The organism is Bradyrhizobium sp. th-b2 (assembly GCF_000426785.1).
GTDB lineage: Bacteria > Pseudomonadota > Alphaproteobacteria > Rhizobiales > Xanthobacteraceae > Bradyrhizobium > Bradyrhizobium septentrionale.
Genome location: NZ_AUGA01000027.1, coordinates 14,576 through 31,563, shown reverse-complemented (window position 1 = coordinate 31,563; position 16,988 = coordinate 14,576). Strand labels below are relative to the sequence as shown.

General features: G+C 65.3%; 18 protein-coding genes. 1 reads left to right on the top strand and 17 read right to left on the bottom strand.

Features of this window, described 5'->3' with window-relative positions:
- Positions 1-63: 63 nt before the first annotated feature.
- The 17 genes from K359_RS0128810 to murJ all read right to left on the bottom strand — a co-directional run bounded on the left by K359_RS0128810 (position 64) and on the right by murJ (position 15,652).
- Positions 64-801 (bottom strand): tRNA (guanine(46)-N(7))-methyltransferase TrmB, encoded by a 738-nt coding sequence (locus K359_RS0128810; RefSeq protein WP_029082432.1) that lies wholly within the window; start codon positions 799-801, stop codon positions 64-66.
- Complete coding sequence (locus K359_RS0128805; protein ID WP_029082431.1) at positions 798-1,922, bottom strand: M20 family metallopeptidase; 1,125 nt, start codon at positions 1,920-1,922, stop codon at positions 798-800. The genes K359_RS0128810 and K359_RS0128805 overlap by 4 nt, the downstream gene beginning before the upstream one ends.
- Positions 1,923-2,112: 190 nt before the next feature.
- Positions 2,113-2,529 carry a helix-turn-helix domain-containing protein gene (locus K359_RS0128800; RefSeq protein WP_029082430.1) on the bottom strand — a complete coding sequence of 139 codons (417 nt, stop codon included), beginning with the start codon at positions 2,527-2,529 and terminating at the stop codon, positions 2,113-2,115.
- A gap of 261 nt (positions 2,530-2,790) precedes the next feature.
- Positions 2,791-4,404 (bottom strand): apolipoprotein N-acyltransferase, encoded by a 1,614-nt coding sequence (gene lnt, locus K359_RS0128795; protein WP_029082429.1) that lies wholly within the window; start codon positions 4,402-4,404, stop codon positions 2,791-2,793.
- On the bottom strand, positions 4,401-5,513 hold the full coding sequence (locus K359_RS0128790) for a hemolysin family protein (protein WP_029082428.1): 1,113 nt from the start codon (positions 5,511-5,513) through the stop codon (positions 4,401-4,403). Before K359_RS0128790 ends, lnt begins: the two co-directional genes overlap by 4 nt.
- 1 nt (position 5,514) lies before the next feature.
- A complete protein-coding gene (gene ybeY, locus K359_RS0128785) occupies positions 5,515-6,012 on the bottom strand; it encodes an rRNA maturation RNase YbeY (protein WP_029082427.1) in 498 nt (165 codons plus the stop codon).
- A 68-nt stretch (positions 6,013-6,080) separates the two neighbouring features.
- Positions 6,081-7,076: a PhoH family protein gene (locus K359_RS0128780; RefSeq protein ID WP_029082426.1), complete on the bottom strand. Its 996-nt coding sequence runs from the start codon at positions 7,074-7,076 to the stop codon at positions 6,081-6,083.
- 65 nt (positions 7,077-7,141) lie between these two features.
- Positions 7,142-8,530, bottom strand: coding sequence for a tRNA (N6-isopentenyl adenosine(37)-C2)-methylthiotransferase MiaB (miaB, locus tag K359_RS0128775; RefSeq protein ID WP_029082425.1), 1,389 nt, complete (start codon positions 8,528-8,530; stop codon positions 7,142-7,144).
- 202 nt (positions 8,531-8,732) lie between these two features.
- Positions 8,733-9,416, bottom strand: a complete 684-nt coding sequence (locus K359_RS0128770; RefSeq protein WP_029082424.1) for an HAD family hydrolase — start codon at positions 9,414-9,416, stop codon at positions 8,733-8,735.
- A 5-nt stretch (positions 9,417-9,421) separates the two neighbouring features.
- Positions 9,422-9,874: a Fur family transcriptional regulator gene (locus K359_RS0128765; RefSeq protein WP_029082423.1), complete on the bottom strand. Its 453-nt coding sequence runs from the start codon at positions 9,872-9,874 to the stop codon at positions 9,422-9,424.
- Positions 9,875-9,941: 67 nt separating this feature from the next.
- On the bottom strand, positions 9,942-10,427 hold the full coding sequence (rimI, locus tag K359_RS0128760; protein WP_029082422.1) for a ribosomal protein S18-alanine N-acetyltransferase: 486 nt from the start codon (positions 10,425-10,427) through the stop codon (positions 9,942-9,944).
- Positions 10,424-11,119: a tRNA (adenosine(37)-N6)-threonylcarbamoyltransferase complex dimerization subunit type 1 TsaB gene (gene tsaB / locus K359_RS0128755; RefSeq protein ID WP_029082421.1), complete on the bottom strand. Its 696-nt coding sequence runs from the start codon at positions 11,117-11,119 to the stop codon at positions 10,424-10,426. The genes rimI and tsaB overlap by 4 nt, the downstream gene beginning before the upstream one ends.
- Before the next feature lie 88 nt (positions 11,120-11,207).
- Complete coding sequence (locus K359_RS0128750; RefSeq protein WP_029082420.1) at positions 11,208-11,777, bottom strand: NifU family protein; 570 nt, start codon at positions 11,775-11,777, stop codon at positions 11,208-11,210.
- Positions 11,778-11,919: 142 nt separating this feature from the next.
- Positions 11,920-12,414 carry a universal stress protein gene (locus tag K359_RS0128745; RefSeq protein ID WP_029082419.1) on the bottom strand — a complete coding sequence of 165 codons (495 nt, stop codon included), beginning with the start codon at positions 12,412-12,414 and terminating at the stop codon, positions 11,920-11,922.
- A 158-nt stretch (positions 12,415-12,572) separates the two neighbouring features.
- Positions 12,573-12,968 carry a hypothetical protein gene (locus tag K359_RS57405; RefSeq protein ID WP_051346467.1) on the bottom strand — a complete coding sequence of 132 codons (396 nt, stop codon included), beginning with the start codon at positions 12,966-12,968 and terminating at the stop codon, positions 12,573-12,575.
- Between the two features lie 29 nt (positions 12,969-12,997).
- Positions 12,998-14,050 (bottom strand): tryptophan--tRNA ligase, encoded by a 1,053-nt coding sequence (gene trpS, locus K359_RS0128735; protein ID WP_029082418.1) that lies wholly within the window; start codon positions 14,048-14,050, stop codon positions 12,998-13,000.
- A 66-nt stretch (positions 14,051-14,116) separates the two neighbouring features.
- Positions 14,117-15,652, bottom strand: a complete 1,536-nt coding sequence (gene murJ / locus K359_RS0128730; RefSeq protein WP_029082417.1) for a murein biosynthesis integral membrane protein MurJ — start codon at positions 15,650-15,652, stop codon at positions 14,117-14,119.
- Positions 15,653-15,950: 298 nt separating this feature from the next.
- On the opposite strand from murJ, the gene K359_RS0128725 reads away from it, so the two are divergent.
- Positions 15,951-16,952: an adenosine kinase gene (locus tag K359_RS0128725; RefSeq protein ID WP_029082416.1), complete on the top strand. Its 1,002-nt coding sequence runs from the start codon at positions 15,951-15,953 to the stop codon at positions 16,950-16,952.
- Positions 16,953-16,988 lie beyond the last annotated feature (36 nt).

Genomic DNA, 16,988 nt, shown 5'->3' with positions numbered 1-16,988 from the left:
GTTCCCCGATGCGCAATTGCGCATCTGAGGTTCGATGCTACGCATCGCCCCGGAACGACGATGCTAAGACGTGCGACGAAATCGCAGATACGCCGCCTTGCGCCCTTCGCGCTCGGCCTTGGCGCCGTAGCGCGTCATCGTGTAGTTGGGCCACGGCTGCTGCCAGTCGATCGCGCGCTCGGCGAGCCAGGCAAAGTCGGGCGAGCGCATCAGATGTGCGAGCGTCCAGGCGCAATAATCGTCGATGTCGCTGACGAAGCGGAATTCGCCGCCCGGCGGCAGCAATCGTGTCATGGCAGCGACCGTCGCATCCTGCACGAAGCGCCGCTTCCAGTGCCGCCGCTTCGGCCAGGGATCGGGATGGATCAGGTCGATGCGCGCCAGCGCGCGCGGCGGTGCCCAGGCCAACAGCTCGGCCGCGTCGCCGGCGAACAGGCGGATGTTGCCGATATTCCGCGCCTCGATCTGAGTCAGGATCTTCGCCATGCCGTTGACATAGGGCTCGCAGCCGATGAAGCCCGTCGCCGGAAATGCCTGTGCTTCTGCGATCAGATGCTCGCCGCCGCCGAAGCCGATCTCGAGCCTTACATCCCCGATCCCGTCATCGAACAATTCGGTCAGCGTCGCAGGCGCGGGGCCAGCGATGTCGAGCGCCAGATGCGGCAGCAGATTGTCGATCAGGTCGGCCTGGTGCGCGCGCAGCTTGTGGCCCTTGCGCCGCCCGAAGAACGAGCCGCGCGAATGCGCCATCGCGCCGTCGTCGGATGGATCACGATCATTGTCGTCAGGCGCAGATATCATCGCAGCGTTTGATAGAGGCGGTGGAGCAGCCGCGCGCGCGGCTCGATCGACGAGACATAGAGCTGCTCGTAATGGGTATGCGCGCCCTTGCCGTCGACGCCGAGACCGTCGAGGGTTGCGGTATGCGGTGCGGTGAAATTGCCGTCGGAGCCGCCGCCGGTGAAGACATCGAGCAGCTCGAAGCCGAGTTCGGCGGCAAGCTCCCTGGCGTGTTCGTAAAGCGCGGCGCCGGCGTTGCTCTTCTCGTAGGGCGGACGGTTCAATTCGCCTGTCACCTTCACGCTGACGCCCTCGGTGCGCGAGGTGATTCCGAGGATCTTCGGCACCAGCTCCTCGGCGTCGGCGATGGTCGGCACGCGCAGATCGACTTCCGCATAGGCCTCCTCGGCGATCACGTTCGGCTTGGTGCCGCCGCGGACGACGCCGACATTGACGGTGATGCCGCGCTTGAGATCGTTCATCGCCTCCAGCGCCAGGATCACATGGCCGAGCTCCCGTATCGCGCTGCGGCCGTCCTCGGGGCGCGTGCCGGCATGCGCCGGCGCGCCCTTGATATGAACGTCGAAGCGCGCGACGCCCTTGCGTCCGGTGACGATCTTGCCGCCGTCGCGCGCGGGCTCGGTGACCAGCACGTATTTGGCCTTGCGGCCCTCGGCCTCGATCAGCGCTCGCGAGGTCGGGCTGCCGATCTCCTCGTCCGAAACGTAGAGCTGGGTGATGCCGAGCGGCGGGCGCGCGTCATCTGCGCAGATCTGCCGGAACGCATGATAGGCGAGATAGGCGCCGCCCTTCATGTCGTAGATGCGGGGGCCGAACGCGCTGTCGCCTTCGATCTTGAATGGTAACCGGTCGATGAATCCCATCGGATGAACTGTATCGAGATGGCTCAGCACCAGAATGCCCGGTGCGTCCTGCCCCCAGGACGAGCGTGCGACCAAATGATCGCCGCAGCCGTCACGTCCCGCAATGCGTTCGACTTTGGCCGGCAGGTCGCGATAGCCCGAGGCCACGAGATCAGCCAGTCTGTTGACCTGATCCGGCCGCTCCGTCGGTGACTCGATCTCGACCCAGCGGCGAATGCCGTCGAGAATCGACGTGGTTTCGAACGGGTTGCTGGACATGTTGTTGTTGCTGCCTGTGAATTCGCTTTATCATTCAGCGCACGCGAGCATGATCCGGAAAAGCGCGAAGCTTTTCTCCGAAAAGATCATGCTCAAACAACGAGCTAAAGCGCGATGACTGATCGCGCCTTAGCGTGCGCCGGAATGACATATTCCAGATTTGACGATCTCTCAAACGGATATGGCCGGATCAGGCCTGTTCGGACGCCTCGCGCGCCGCGATCTGCTCGACCAGTTCGACGATGCTGCGGCGGAGCTTGGCGTCGGCGATGCGCGTGAAGGCGCGGGTCAGGGCCAGGCCTTCGGCGGTTGCCAGAAAATCGGAGACATAGCTCGGCGAGGCGCCCTCGCTGAAGCCGTTCTCGGTCCTGACGCCGCTCGGGCCGCCGTCGAACAGGAAGGAGACCGGCACCTGCAGGATTTCGGAGATCTGCTGCAGCCGGCTGGCGCCGACGCGATTGGTGCCCTTCTCGTATTTCTGCACCTGCTGGAACGTCAGGCCTAACGCCTCGCCCAGTTTCTCCTGACTCATGCCGAGCATGATACGTCGCATGCGGACGCGGCTGCCGACATATTTGTCAACAGGATTGGGCGCTTTGGTGGACATTTCCAACTCTCCTAAGGGATTGCGCGCCCGTGGCTGAGGCAAGTTGGAAGTGGAGTATGCCTCAGGCGCCGGTGCCGTCAAATCCTGCAAGGAGGATCGGGACGAAATGCGGACAATTTGCGCAAAGGGGCTGACTTGGCTTGTGATTTCGCGTGGACCCGTACAATGCGAAGTGCACGGTCGATCTGTCAACTGGTGGAATCGCGCTGAGGTAAATTTCGACACTTTTTCGGGTTCGGCGACAACTGCCGATATCTGTGGTCAGGCCTTTCGCCTCACAAAACGGCGCCGCAGCACGAACGCCAGCGCTGTGATCACAATCACAGCGGCGGGGATGTTCCCGATGCGCGCATAGATCGTCGGCGCCAGGGCCGTGGGCAGGCCGGCATCGAGCACGCCTTCGATGCCGAGCCCAAGCTGTGCAACGATCCGCCCAACCGGGTCGATGATGGCCGAGACGCCCGTATTGGCGGCGCGCACCATCGGCAGGCCTTCCTCGATCGAGCGCAGCCGGGCCTGCTGCAGGTGCTGATAGGGGCCGGTCGAGATTCCGAACCAGCCGTCATTGGTGACATTGACGATCCAGCCGGGACGGTCGTCGCGGCTCACCACATTGCCGGGAAATATCGCCTCGTAGCAGATCAGGGGCAAAGCGCGCGGCGCGTTCGGAATGTCGAGGGTCCGGCGGATTGTGCCCGGAATGTAGCCGCCCTGCATCTTGGTCAGCTGCTCGAAGCCGAGCTTCTCCATCCAGTCCTGGAACGGCAGATATTCGCCGAACGGCACCAGATGCAGCTTGTCGTAGACCGCGAGCACGCTGCCATCATGGTCGATCACGTAGATCGAATTGTAGGCGCGCGTGACGCGGACGCCGGGCGGCAGATCGGGCGCACGCACTGAACCTGTGATCAGCACGGTTCCCTTTGGCAGCAGCTCGGCAATCTGCGCCATCGCATCGGCTTCCTTGGTCAGGAAGAACGGAAACGCGGATTCCGGCCAGATCAGGATGGTGGAATCGCTCACGCCTGTGGAGTGCGGCCCCGAGGCCCGATCCGACAGAGTGAGATATTTCTGCATCACCGCCGCCTTGGCGGAGTAGTTGAACTTGGCGTCCTGCTGCAAATCGGGCTGCATGATGCGGAGCTTGACGCCGTCGACCATCCTGGTCGGCTCCTGTGAGAGACGGACTGCGCCGAACGCCAGCATCGCCGCCAGAACCAGCACGGCTGCGACCGGTGCGCGCCACGGCTTGCGGCCGCGTGAGGCGCCGTCGATCAGCACGGCGGGGCTCGCGAAGATCGCGACCGCCAGGAACGTCATGCCCCACAACCCGATCAGCGACGCCGTCTGGGCGAGCGCCAATGGCTCGGTCAGCGCGTAACCGAACGCATTCCACGGAAAGCCGCTCAGGAGATGACCGCGCAGCCACTCCGATATCGTCAGGCTGACGGCGAGCGCCAGCACGCGCGAGGCATCGCGCGGCCAGATCAGCCGCGCCAGCGCGAAACCGAAGGCGGTGAACAGCGCGAGATAGGCGGGCAGGCCGAGCACGGCGAACGGCGTCAGCCAGGCGAAGGTCTGCGCATCGACGAAGAACGCGTAGCCGATCCAGTACAGGCCCGGCACGAAGTAGCCGAGGCCGAACCAGAAACCGGACAGCGCCGCCGCGGGCACGCCGCGCCAGCGCCCGGCGGCACTGCCGTCGATCAGCCAGACCGCGATGGAAAAGGTCAAAAACAGAACGGGCCAGGCGTTGAACGGCGCCATCGCCAGTGACGACAGCGCGCCGGCTGTGAGTGCGAGGACGGCGCGCTTCCATCCCCAGGTCAGGATGACCGCAAGGCCGATCGATCGGAGCCGGTCGGAGAGCCTCACTGCGGTCCGGCTCCCTCGCCGGGCGGCGGCAAATTGTCATTCGCCTGTGGCGTTCCGGAGTCCGGGGACTGCTCGCGGCGCCGCTCGCGCTCCTTGCGCGGCGTCGGCCGTTCCTTGCGCGCGCTGATTCGCACCCGCTTGACCCGTCGCGGATCGGCGTCGAGCACCTCGACCTCGTAATTGCCGGGCCCCGAGATCACCTCGCCGCGCACCGGCAGCCGGCCGACAAACGACACCAGATAGCCGCCGAGCGTCTCGACCTCCTCGCCGGCCTCGCCGATCACGAAATCATCGCCGATCACCGAGCGGACATCGTCGAGGCTGGCGCGCGCGTCGGCGATGAAGGAGTTGTCGGCCTGCCGAACGATCGACGGCGGTTCGTCCGAATCGTGCTCGTCGTCGATCTCGCCGACGATCTGCTCGACGATATCCTCGATCGACACCAGCCCGTCGGTGCCGCCATATTCGTCGACCACCAGCGCGAGATGGATGCGCGAGGCCTGCATCTGCGCCAAGAGGTCGATCGCGCGCATCGACGGCGGGATGTAGAGCAGCTTGCGGATGATATTGGCGTCCGCCAGCGGCAGTGCGAGATCGACCGTGCGCAGGTCGAGCCCTGCCGGGAACGGCTTCTTGCGCTTCGTCTTGGTCGCGTCGGTGACGCGCGCTCTCGCGGTCATGAAGGCGAGCAGGTCGCGGATATGCACCATGCCCTCGGGGTCGTCGAGCGTCTCGTTGTAGACGACGAGCCGCGAATGCGCGGCGCTCTCGAACAGGCTCATCAATTCGCCGAGCGGAATGTCGCGCTTGACCGCGACGATGTCGGCGCGGTGCACCATGACGTCGGCGATCCGCCGCTCGTTCAGCGACAGGATGTTGCGCAGCATGGTGCGCTCGATCGCCGAGAAGCCGACATCGTCGGGCGTCGAGGCGTCGAGCACCACCTGCAGGTCGTCGCGCACCGAGCCGGCCTTCCAGCCGAACAGCGTACGGATCGCGCGCACCAGCCAGCCTTCGGCGGGCGCACGTTGCACCTCGCCTTCGTGCACGACGGCGGGCAGGTTGCCCACGTTGCGCGGATTGTCGTGCGTTGGTTCGGAATCCGGCATGTCAGGCGGTCCGATCCGCATAGGGGTCGGGAATGCCGAGAGAAGAGAGGATCTCGCGCTCGAGCGCCTCCATGTCCTCGGCATCGTCGTCGTTCTCGTGGTCGTAACCGATCAGATGCAGGAAGCCATGCACCGCGAGATGGCTCAAATGATGGTCGAACGGTTTCTGTTCTTCATCGGCCTCGCGCCGCGTCGTCTCATAGGCGATCGCGATATCGCCGAGCATGCGCGGGGCATCGTCCTCGCCGCCGGCGCCTTCGGGCTGCAGCGCCGGAAACGACAGCACGTTGGTCGGCTTGTCGATGCTGCGCCAGTTGGCGTTGAGCGTGCGGATGCCGGCGTCGTCGGTCAGCATCACCGCAAGCTCGGCGTCGGCGACATCGGCATCGGCGATCGCGGCGGCAGCCTCGATCGCGCGATGGATCACCGCGTCGGCGTCGGGCTCGGCCTGCCAGCAGTCGGCGGTGACGAGAACCTCGGTTGCAGGAAGAGCAGACACGGTCGTTTCAAAATCTGCGTTATGGCCGGAACCCGCGTCGTGCGGGCTCGCGGCCGAAGCTATTGGTCTCAAGATCTGGCGTTTGCCGGCTTTTGCGGCAATCCCTCATAGGCGGCCACGATGCGCGCCACCAATTCATGGCGGATCACGTCCTCGGCCTTGAAATGCACCTGGGCGATGCCCTCGACGCCATCGAGCAGCTTCACGGCTTCCGTGAGCCCCGAAGCCTGGCCATGCGGCAGGTCGACCTGCGACGGGTCGCCGGTGACGATCATCCGGCTGTTCTCGCCGAGACGTGTCAAGAACATCTTCATCTGCATCGTCGTGGTGTTCTGCGCCTCGTCGAGGATGATGGCGGCATTGGTCAGGGTGCGGCCGCGCATGAAGGCGAGCGGCGCGATCTCGATCTCGTTGCCTTGCAGCGCGCGTTCGACGACGCGGGCATCCATCAGATCGTACAGCGCGTCATAGATCGGGCGCAGATACGGATCGACTTTCTCCTTGAGGTCGCCGGGCAGGAAGCCGAGCCGCTCGCCGGCCTCGACCGCGGGCCGGGTCAGGATGATGCGATCGACCTCCTTGCGCTCGAACAGTTGCGCCGCATGGGCGACCGCGAGCCAGGTCTTGCCGGTGCCGGCCGGACCGACGCCGAACACCAGCTCGTGCCGCTTCAGCGCGCGGATGTAGGAATCCTGCGCCGCGGTGCGGGCGCGCACCGGACGCTTGCGCAGATTGATGGTCTCGAAGGTCGGCTTGGCGGTCTTGTTGTCGAATTCGAACAGCGATCCCTGCGCGATCACGGCGCGGATCGCACCTTCGACCTCGCCCTGATCGAGATCGTGGCCCTCGACGGCCTGCGCATAGAGCGTCTCGAGCACCCGCCGCGCGGCGTCGCAGCCGTCGCGGGAGCCTGCGATGGTGAGGTGATTGCCGCGGGAATCGACCACGACGCCGAGCCGCCGCTCGATCAGCGCCAGATTCTGTCCGTAGGGGCCGACCAGTGCGGATGCGGCGCGGTTGTCGTCGAAATCGATGACGACCTGGGTCTCAGGTGGAATTTGCATGTCGCGGTCAGGTTTGCGGCTGGGAGCAAGCGAAGGCGAATCCGATGCGCTTTTGGGCAAGGATTTCAGGCTCCAATGGTCTGCGAAATGAAATTTGGTGCGGCTGTCGTGGCCAGCTCGCCGATCAGGCTGTAACGCTCGAGGCTGTCGATCCTCACGGAGCGGACCTGGCCGATAATGTCAGGCGATGCCATCACATGGGCAGGCTGCAGATAGGCGGTGCGGCCGACGATCTGTCCCGGATTGCGCGCGGCGCGCTCGAACAGCACTTCCACCGTCGTGCCGATCGCGGCCCGGTTGAAGGCCGACTGCTGGCTGTCGATCAGTTCCTGAAGCCGCCCCAAGCGCTCGTCCATCTCGGCTGCTGACACCGTCTCCCGCATCTCCGCCGCCGGCGTGCCCGGCCGTGGCGAATACTTGAATGAATATGCCGCAGCGTACCCGATTTGCGTGACAAGCGCGAGAGTGGCGGAAAATTCTTCCTCAGTCTCTCCGGGGAAGCCCACGATAAAATCTGATGAAAAAGCAATGTCTTGCCGCGCGGCACGGAACCGGTCGATGACGCGCCGGTAGTCATCGGCGGTATGTTTGCGGTTCATGGCGGCGAGGATTCGGTCCGCCCCCGATTGCACCGGCAGGTGCACGAACGGCATCAGCTCGGGCAAATCGCGATGCGCCGCGATCAGCTCGTCGTCGACGTCGCGGGGATGGCTGGTCGAATAGCGCAGCCGTCTGACGCCGGGAATGGTGGCGAGCCGCTGCAACAATTTGCCGAGCGGCCAGACGCGGCCGTCGGGACCTTCGCCGTGATAGGCGTTGACGTTCTGTCCGATCAGCGTGAATTCGCGCACACCGTTGTCGGCGAGCTGCTTGACGTCGTCGATGATCCTGGCGACCGGACGCGAGACTTCCGCGCCGCGCGTATAGGGCACCACGCAGAAGGTGCAGAACTTGTCGCAACCTTCCTGCACCGTGACGAAGGCGGAGATGCCGCGGGCGCGGATCGCATCCGGCTTCGGCTGCGGCAGGAAGCCGAACTTGTCCTCGACCGGGAATTCCGTTTCCAGTGCGCGGCCGTTTTCCTCGGCGCGCTTCAGGAGCGCGGGCAGATGATGATAGCTCTGCGGCCCGACCACGATGTCGACGGTCGGCGCACGATGGATGATCTCGGCGCCCTCCGCCTGCGCGACACAGCCTGCGACCGCGATCTTCATCTCGCGGCCCTGGCGCGCGGCCTCATCCTTGGCGACCCTAAGCCGCCCGAGTTCGGAATAGACCTTCTCCGACGCCTTCTCGCGAATGTGGCAGGTGTTGAGGATCACGAGGTCGGCGTCATCGGCGCTCGCGGTCTCGACAAAGCCCTCGCTGGCCAGCGTGTCCACCATGCGCTGCGCATCGTAGACGTTCATCTGGCAGCCATAGGATTTGATGTGCAGCTTGCGCGGCGTCGTCATGGAACCCTGAATGCGAAAAGGAAACGGCGCCATCGGGGCGCCGGGGCTGAAATATAGCTTAAACCGGCGAAAAGCCAGCTTTTCACCCCGTCATTCTGGGATGGTCCGAAGGACAAGACCGCAGATGCACAATTGTGCATCGGGGAATCTCGAGATTCCGGGTTCGCTCCCCACGGTCGCGCCCTGGAATGACGGAGTGGGCTCAGCCGGCGATCTGGACTTCAGCCCCGATTTTAGCGATCAAATCGGGCAATTGGCGCATATCGGCGAATGTGACGGCGGCGCCGGCCTGGCGCAGCAGGTCCTCATGATCAGCCGTGCAGTGGCTGCCGCCGTGGAAACCGAGCACGGTCATTCCGGCGGCGCGGGCGCCGGTGACGCCGGCCACGCTGTCCTCGATCACGACGCAGCGCGAAGGGCGCGCGCCCATCTGGGCGGCCGCGAACAGGAAGAGATCGGGGGCCGGCTTGCCGCGCTTGACCTGCGTGGCGGAGAAAATATGCGGCGCGAGCTGGTCGTAGAGCCCGGCGCAGGTCAGGCCGTGATGGATCTTTTCCGGCGTGCCGCTCGACGCCACGCATTTCGGCAATTCGAGCGCGGCGATCGCGTCGCCGACATGCGCGATGGCGCTGAGATCGTCGGCATAGAAGCTCAGCGTCGCATGCTTGACGTCGGCCTCGAATGTGTCGGGCAACGCACGGCCGATCTCGCTCTCCACGATCCGCCGCGCCTCGCGGTCGGACACGCCGAGGAAGCGCTTCAGCACGCCGTCCGGCGTGATCGGAAAGCCGTGACGGGTCAGCGTCTCCGCATGCGCGCGACACGAGATCACCTCGCTGTCAACGAGCACGCCGTCGCAATCGAAGATGACGAGATCGAAGCCCACCCGGTTTACGACTTGCTGTCTTCGTCGAGTGGGACGCAATAGAGCTCGAGACGGTGATCGACCAGCTTGTAGCCGAGTTTGCGTGCGATCTCGGCCTGCAGTTTCTCGATTTCCTCTGAGGTGAATTCGATCACCTTGCCGTCGCGCAGATTGATCAGGTGGTCGTGATGGCTCTCGGGCATCTGCTCGTAGCGCGCGCGGCCCTCTCGGAAGTCGTGACGCTCGATGATGCCGGCGTCCTCGAACAGCTTGACGGTGCGATAGACCGTCGAGATCGAAATCTTGTCGTCGACCGCGACGCAGCGGCGGTACAGCTCCTCGACATCAGGGTGATCCATGGCCTCCGCCAGCACCCGCGCGATCACGCGGCGCTGTTCGGTCATGCGCATGCCGGTCGCGGCGCAGCGCGCCTCGATGCCGGTATTTTTATGCGCAGGCGGGATTTTCACCGTGGTCATGGGTTTCAGGCCGTATTCTTCAAACCTTGGGTGGCAGAGCGGGGGCTTTTCTGCCATCGCGCGGATGTTACGACAAGTCGCGCCGCATCAGAAGTGCGTTCAAATGTTCCCCGCCGGGCTGCTTGTAATAGCGTTCGCGGCGGCCGATCACGCCGAATCCGGCCCTTTCATAGAGCCGTCGCGCCGGCTGATTGTTCTCTTCCACCTCGAGGAAGATGGTGCGGATGCCGCGGCCGGCAAGATGGCCGAGATGGGTCAAGAGCAGGTCGCGCGACAGGCCGCGCCCGCGCTGATTGGAATCGATCGCAATCGACAGGATTTCCGCTTCGTCCGCCGCCATCCGCGACACGGCGAAGCCGATCACCTTGCGTCCCTGCCGCAGCCGGTGCACCAGCGTGTTGCGCTCGGTCAGCATCGTTTCGAATTCGCCTTCGCCCCAGCCGCGGTGAAACGACGCGCCGTGCAATTGCGCGAGCCGCGCCGCGTCACGCAGGGATGCGGGCTCGACCGCGGGCGTGCCGCCGCCCCACCATCGTGACAGCCAGCCGGTCATGTCGATGGCGGCGTGCTGACTTCGAGGCGATCCTTCGGCGGCTTCGCGTCGGGTGCGCGCAGATAGAACGGCCGCGGCGGTGCAGTGTCGGGATCGACGGCCGCGCCGACCCAGGCAACCCAGGTAATGTCAGGCGCTGGCTGCCTGTCGACCTTGACCGGCGGCGTGGCGTCCGCAGGCCAGCGCTCGGCAAGGATATTTGCGGCGTTGCCGACCAGATGCAGCGCGCCGAACTGTGCGGCCTCGAGCGCTTCCGCGATCGGCGCAACCTTTGGCTTGAGCATCAAGCTGCCGTCGCCGCCCACCAGCTGGAAATAGACGTGGTCGTGCCGCGCATCGATCGCCGAAAGGATCGCGTGCTCGCCATTCTCGGCAACCACGGGCGCGGCGTAGGCCGCGAGCGTCGACAGCCCGACCACCGGCTTTTCCGCTGACAGCGCGAGGCCGCGCGCTGCCGAGAGGCCGACGCGGAGGCCGGTGAAACTGCCGGGGCCGGTGGTGACGGCGATGCGGTCAAGCCCTGCAAAGCCGATGCCGCTCTCTTTCATCACCCGGGCGATCAGCGGCATCAGCGCCTCGGCATGGCCGCGCTGCATCGCCTGGGATTCGATGGCGATGGTATTGCCTGAGGTGGTGTCGAGCACCGCCGCGGAGCAGGCGTCGAGCGCGGTATCGATGGCGAGAATCATCATGGGAGGGCGAATAGCGAATGGGGAATGGCGAATTGGCAATTACAGGAGAACGCTATTTGCCATTCGCCACGCGCCATTCGCCGCTCCATCACATCGGCCGGACTTCCTGCACGTCGGGCACGAAGTGCCGCAGCAGGTTCTGGATGCCGTGCTGCAAGGTCGCGGTCGATGACGGGCAGCCGGCGCAGGAGCCCTTCATGTTGAGATAGACGATGCCGTCCTTGAAGCCGCGGAAGGTGATGTCGCCGCCGTCATTGGCGACTGCGGGACGCACGCGGGTCTCGATCAGGTCCTTGATCTGCTCGACTGTTTCGGCGTCTGCCTCGTCGAAGAACTCGTCTTCCTCATCGCGTGCGTCGTCGCTTCCAGCGGTGCCGTCGGCGAGCAGCGGCGCGCCGGACATGTAGTGCTCCATGATCGCGCCGAGGATCGCGGGCTTGAGGTGCTGCCAGTCGCCGTCCGCCTTCGTCACGGTGACGAAGTCGGCGCCGTAGAACACGCCGGTGACGCCGGTGACGGCGAACAGCCGTTCGGCAAGCGGCGAGCGCGCGGCGGATTCCGGCGATGAGAATTCCATGGTGCCGCTGTCGAGCACCGTGCGGCCCGGAATGAATTTCAGGGTGGCGGGATTGGGTGTGGCTTCGGTCTGGATGAACATTTGCTGTCTCCGGCGTCGCCGGTTCAAGGCCGGCGCGTTGGGTTCCCCTACCAGATGGCAATTAAAAAGCCCGCGATCAAGCCGCAAAACCGCGGTTCCAGGCCCGCATCCATGCTCTGGAGCGGTTTCGGAGCCGATAACGCTAGGACAGGGCGTCGATCTCGGCGTCAGACAGGCCGCCGGGCACGATGGTCACGGGGATCGGGAATGCCCCCACGGTCTTGGCCATGGTGGTGATGATCGGCCCGGGCCCCTCGGCGCCCGGATTGGCGGCCAGCACCAGCATCGCGATATCGACGTCCTTTTCGATCACGTCGAGGATCTGCTCGACAGGGTCGCCCTCGCGAATCACCCGCTCCGGGGTGATCGCGGCGATCCCGTTGGCGCGGCCGGCGGCGCGGTCGAGCGCCTCGTTGGCGGCTTCCTCGGCCTCCGCGCGCATAATGTCGGCCACCCCGAGCCATTGCTGGTTCTGGTCCTCGGTCTCGATCACCCGCAGCATCAGGACGCCGCCGCCGACCCGGATGGCCCACCGGCTGGCGTAATAGACCGCACGGTCCCATTCCGCCGTGTCGTCAACGATGACGAGGCATTTCGGCTTGTGACCTGTCTCGTAGCTTCGTCGCTGGGTGGTCATGCATGTCCCGGTGCTGGCCACGAGCATGATCCGGAGCCGGAGGCCGCGTCAGCGAAAAGTGTGAAGCGGTTTTCCGAACCAGATCATGCTCAAACAAGGCCCATGGTGCCACGGCGCGGCCGTTTCCGACAAGCGGCGTTGCAGCGTCGGAGCGCGTTCTAGCTTGCGCGATCCCACGGGATAGGAGCGGGCGCCTTCGCAAGTGCGACACTGGCCTCATCGGCGTGGGCGACCGCAATGATGTGCCGATACTCGAACGGCAACTCGGTTCCGAGCCAGAATTGATCGTTTTCTGCGATCGAGTTGGGCTGGTTGTCCAGCATCCCGATATAGCCGGTCGGGGTACGTTCGCGGACGATCACCCACATTCGCTCCACGGCCCCGTGTTCGTCACCCTCGACGGCGATCTTGAAGATCAACTTGGCGAGGTCGCCGGGCTGGAGAAGGCGCCGCAGCGCCAGATCCGGGATGTGAAAGGTTGCCGGAGCCGCGCGCTGGTATTCCTCGCCATCTTCAAGACACCAGCCGTCTCTGACGTAATCGGGTGTCCTCACGAACCTACAGCGTTCGTTGAACGCTCTCCCTAGCGCGGGCGGATGAAGCCGACGATGTCCTTGGTGATGCGCATGGTCTCGTCGGCGATGCCGCGGGCGCGGTTGGCGCCGTCGGCCAGCACTGCGTCGACATGGCCGGGATCGGCCACCAGCTTCTTCATCTCGGAGGCGATCGGCGCCAGTTTTGCGACGCACACCTCGACCAGCGCGTTCTTGAAGCTGGAGAATTGCCCGCCGCCGAACTGCGTCAGCACCTCCTGCTTGGAGACGCCGGCGAGCGCGGCATAAATGCCGACCAGATTGTCGGCCTCGGGCCGCGGCTCCAGGCCCTTCTCCTCCGACGGCAGCGGCTCCGGATCGGTCTTCGCCTTGCGGATCTTCTGCGCGATGGTATCGGCGTCGTCGGTGAGGTTGATGCGCGAATTGTCCGACGCGTCCGATTTCGACATCTTCTTGGTGCCGTCGCGCAGGCTCATCACCCGGGTCGCCGGCCCCGTGATCAGCGGCTCGGGCTGCGGGAAGAGCAGACCGTCGGCAAAGCCGTGGCCGCGGATCGAATCCGCGAAGTCGTTGTTGAACTTCTGCGCGATATCCCGCGATAGCTCCAGATGCTGCTTCTGGTCCTCGCCGACCGGCACATGGGTGGCGCGGTACAGCAGGATGTCGGCGGCCATCAGCACCGGATAATCGTAGAGACCGATGGAGGCGTTCTCGCGGTCCTTGCCGGCCTTCTCCTTGAACTGCGTCATGCGGTTCAGCCAGCCGATCCGGGCCACGCAGTTGAAGATCCAGGTCAGCTCGGCATGGCCGGCGATCTGGCTCTGGTTGAACACGATGTGCTTCCTGGCATCGATACCCGAGGCGATGAAGGCCGCGGTCACCTCGCGGGTGTTGCGCGCGAGCTCGGCCGGGCCCCCCCAGACCTCGACGCCTTGCGTGATCGCATGCATGTCGACGACGCAATAGATGCAGTTATGGGTCTGCTGCATCTTCACGAAGTTGACGATGGCGCCGAGATAGTTGCCGAGGTGCAGATTGCCCGTCGGCTGGACGCCTGAGAAAACCCGTTCAACGAACGCCATGGTCTCGATTCCCGGAAATGGTCGGCTTTGCGGCGTCGTTTGCCATTTAAGCCCAGCGTGCGCAAGTCAGGCGGGGCGCCTTTGCCTGACGGCGTTAACCGCCTCGCGCCAGCCGGTGACGCCGAAAAGCTGCAAGAACAGCCCGTAACCGGCGATGCCGGCCACAATCAGCGTGAGGAGGGCGGCCGCCTGCACGAAACCGTGGCTGCCCGCCAACAGCGCACCCGCCGCGAGCCACAACAGGGCGCCCATCGCAAGCGCTGCGCCCAGGATGCGCGGCAGCCGGCGGCGCGCATCGGCGTCGATCGAGAAGCCGAAGCTCGCGGCGCCCTTGCGGATCAGCGCCAGCGCATTGCTCCAGGCGCCGAGCGCAATGCCCGCGGCAGTTCCGCTCGCCCCGAAGATATGGCCGAACAGGAAGGCGGCCGCGATCGCAACAACGATGGCCTTCAGCGTCGCCAACAGCGGCGTCAGCGTGTCCTCGCGCGCGAAAAACGCCGGCGACAGCGCCTTCACCAACACATGCGCCGGCAAGGCCAGCGTCAGCCAGATCAGGGCCTGCGCGGTGGCCGCGGTATCCTCTGCGGTGAATGCGCCATGCTCGAACAGCATCCGCACGATCGGGCCGCTCAGCAGCAACAGGCCGAGCGTCGCCGGCAGCGTCAGCCCGGCCGCAAGCTCGAGCGCGCGCGATTCCGCATGCGCGATTGCGCTAGATTCGCCGCTGCGCACGGCGCGCGTCATTTCCGGGATCAGCACGGTGCCCATCGCGACGCCGACAATGCCGAGCGGCAGCTCGAGCAGGCGGTTGGCGAAATAGAGCCAGGACACCGCCGATGGCGAAGTGGACGCGATCACCGCGCCGGCCACCATGAGCCATTGCGGCGCGCTGCTCGCGACCATGCCGGGGATCGCGCGGCCGAGAAAGCTGCGCATGTCGGGATCGAAGGAGACGCGGAGCGGCGAGGCGAGTCCTGCGCCGCGCAGTGCCAGCATCGAGAGCTGCAGCAAGCCGGCGACGCCGATGGTTGCGGCCATCACCAGCGCGGCCTGCACCGGCTCCTGTTGCCGCACCAGCAGCACGGCCATCACTGAAATCAGCGCGATGTTGAACAACAGCGGCGCGAACGCGGTCAGCGCGAAGCGGCCCTGCGCGTTGAGCAGCGCCATCATCACGGTGACGGGACCGGCGAAGGCGAGATAGGGCAGCATCAGCCTGGCGATGTCGACGGCGAATTGCAGCGTGTCGCGGCCGACGAAACCCGGCGCGATCGCCGCGATCACCAGCGGCATCACGACGCCGATCACGAGCGCGGCCGCGATCACAGCGGCGCTGATCGTGCCGAGCACGCGGCCGGCAAAGGCGCGCGCGGCCGCTTCGCCATCGCTGTCGCGAACCTTGAGCCAGGCCGGCACCAGCGCCGCATTCAGCCCGCCCTCGGACAACAGCCGCCGCACCACATTGACGAGCTGAAACGCCGCCAGGAAGGCATCCGCCACCGGACCCGCGCCAAGCAGCGCCGCGATCACGGAATCGCGCACGAAGCCGAGCAGTCGCGAGGCCAGCGTTCCCGAGGAGACGGTGAGGAAGGAGCGGAACATGGGGTCTGTATAGCAGCCGCGTGCCTTGCTGCCAGCGCCACTCTACCAGCCCCGTCATCCTGAGGTGCGAGCCTCTTCGGCGAGCCTCGAAGGATGAATCGGCCACAGGCCGGGCCGTGCATCCTTCGAGACGCGCTACGCGCTCCTCCAGCGACAAAGGCTTCGCCTTTGCGCGGGGATGACGGGTTAATAGGGTGTGGTCCCGATCGATTCGTTCCGAACAGCCCTGCTTGCTGCCCTAAGGCGTAACGTGATAGGTCGCGGCTCTTGTTGGGTGGCGTTAACACAGGGCAGGTCTATGGCTGACGCAAAATATGACGTTCTCGGGATCGGCAATGCGATCTTCGACGTGCTGGTGCAAACCGACGAGGCATTCCTTGCCCGTCACGGCATGACCAAGGGCTCGATGCAGCTGATCGACGAAGCGCGCGCCACCGCGATCTACAGCGACATGGGGGTAGCGACCGAGGTGTCGGGCGGCTCGGCCGCCAACACCATCGTCGGCGTCGGCAATCTCGGCGCCCGCGCCGCCTATGTCGGCAAGGTCAAGGACGACCAGATCGGCCGGCTCTATGTCCACGACATCCGCGCCGCCGGCGTCACCTTCGACACCGCGCCGGCCAAGGCCGGCCCGGCCACCGGCTGCTGCTACATCCTGGTGACGCCGGACGGCGAGCGCACCATGAACACCTATCTCGGCGCCGCGCAGGACCTGACGCCGGACGACATCGATCCAGCGCAGATCGCAGCCGCCAGCATCATCTATCTCGAAGGCTATCTCTGGGATCCGAAGAACGCCAAGGACGCCTTCGTGAAGGCGGCGACGATTGCGCATGGCGCCGGCCGCCAGGTCGCGCTGACGCTGTCGGATTCGTTCTGTGTCGATCGCTACCGCGACGAATTCCTTGATTTGATGCGCAAGGGCATCGTCGACCTGGTGTTCTCCAACGAGTCCGAGCTGCACTCGCTGTACCAGACCTCGGATTTCGACACTGCGCTGAAGCAATTCGGCAAGGACACCAAGCTCGGCGTCGTCACCCGTAGCGAGAAGGGCTGTGTTGTCGTCTCGAAGGATGGCGTCGTGTCAGCGCCGGCCTATCCGATCGACAGGCTCGTCGACACCACCGGCGCCGGCGACCTGTTCGCCGCCGGCTTCCTGGTCGGCCTCGTCCGCAATGTCGGCCATGAGAATGCCGGCCGTCTCGGCGCGCTCGCGGCGGCCGAGGTGATCCAGCACATCGGCGCGCGGCCGCTGGTGTCGCTGAAGGATCTGGCGAAGGGGAAGGGGCTGTTGGTTTAGCCGCAGCTTCACTCGTCATAGCCGGGCTTGACCCGG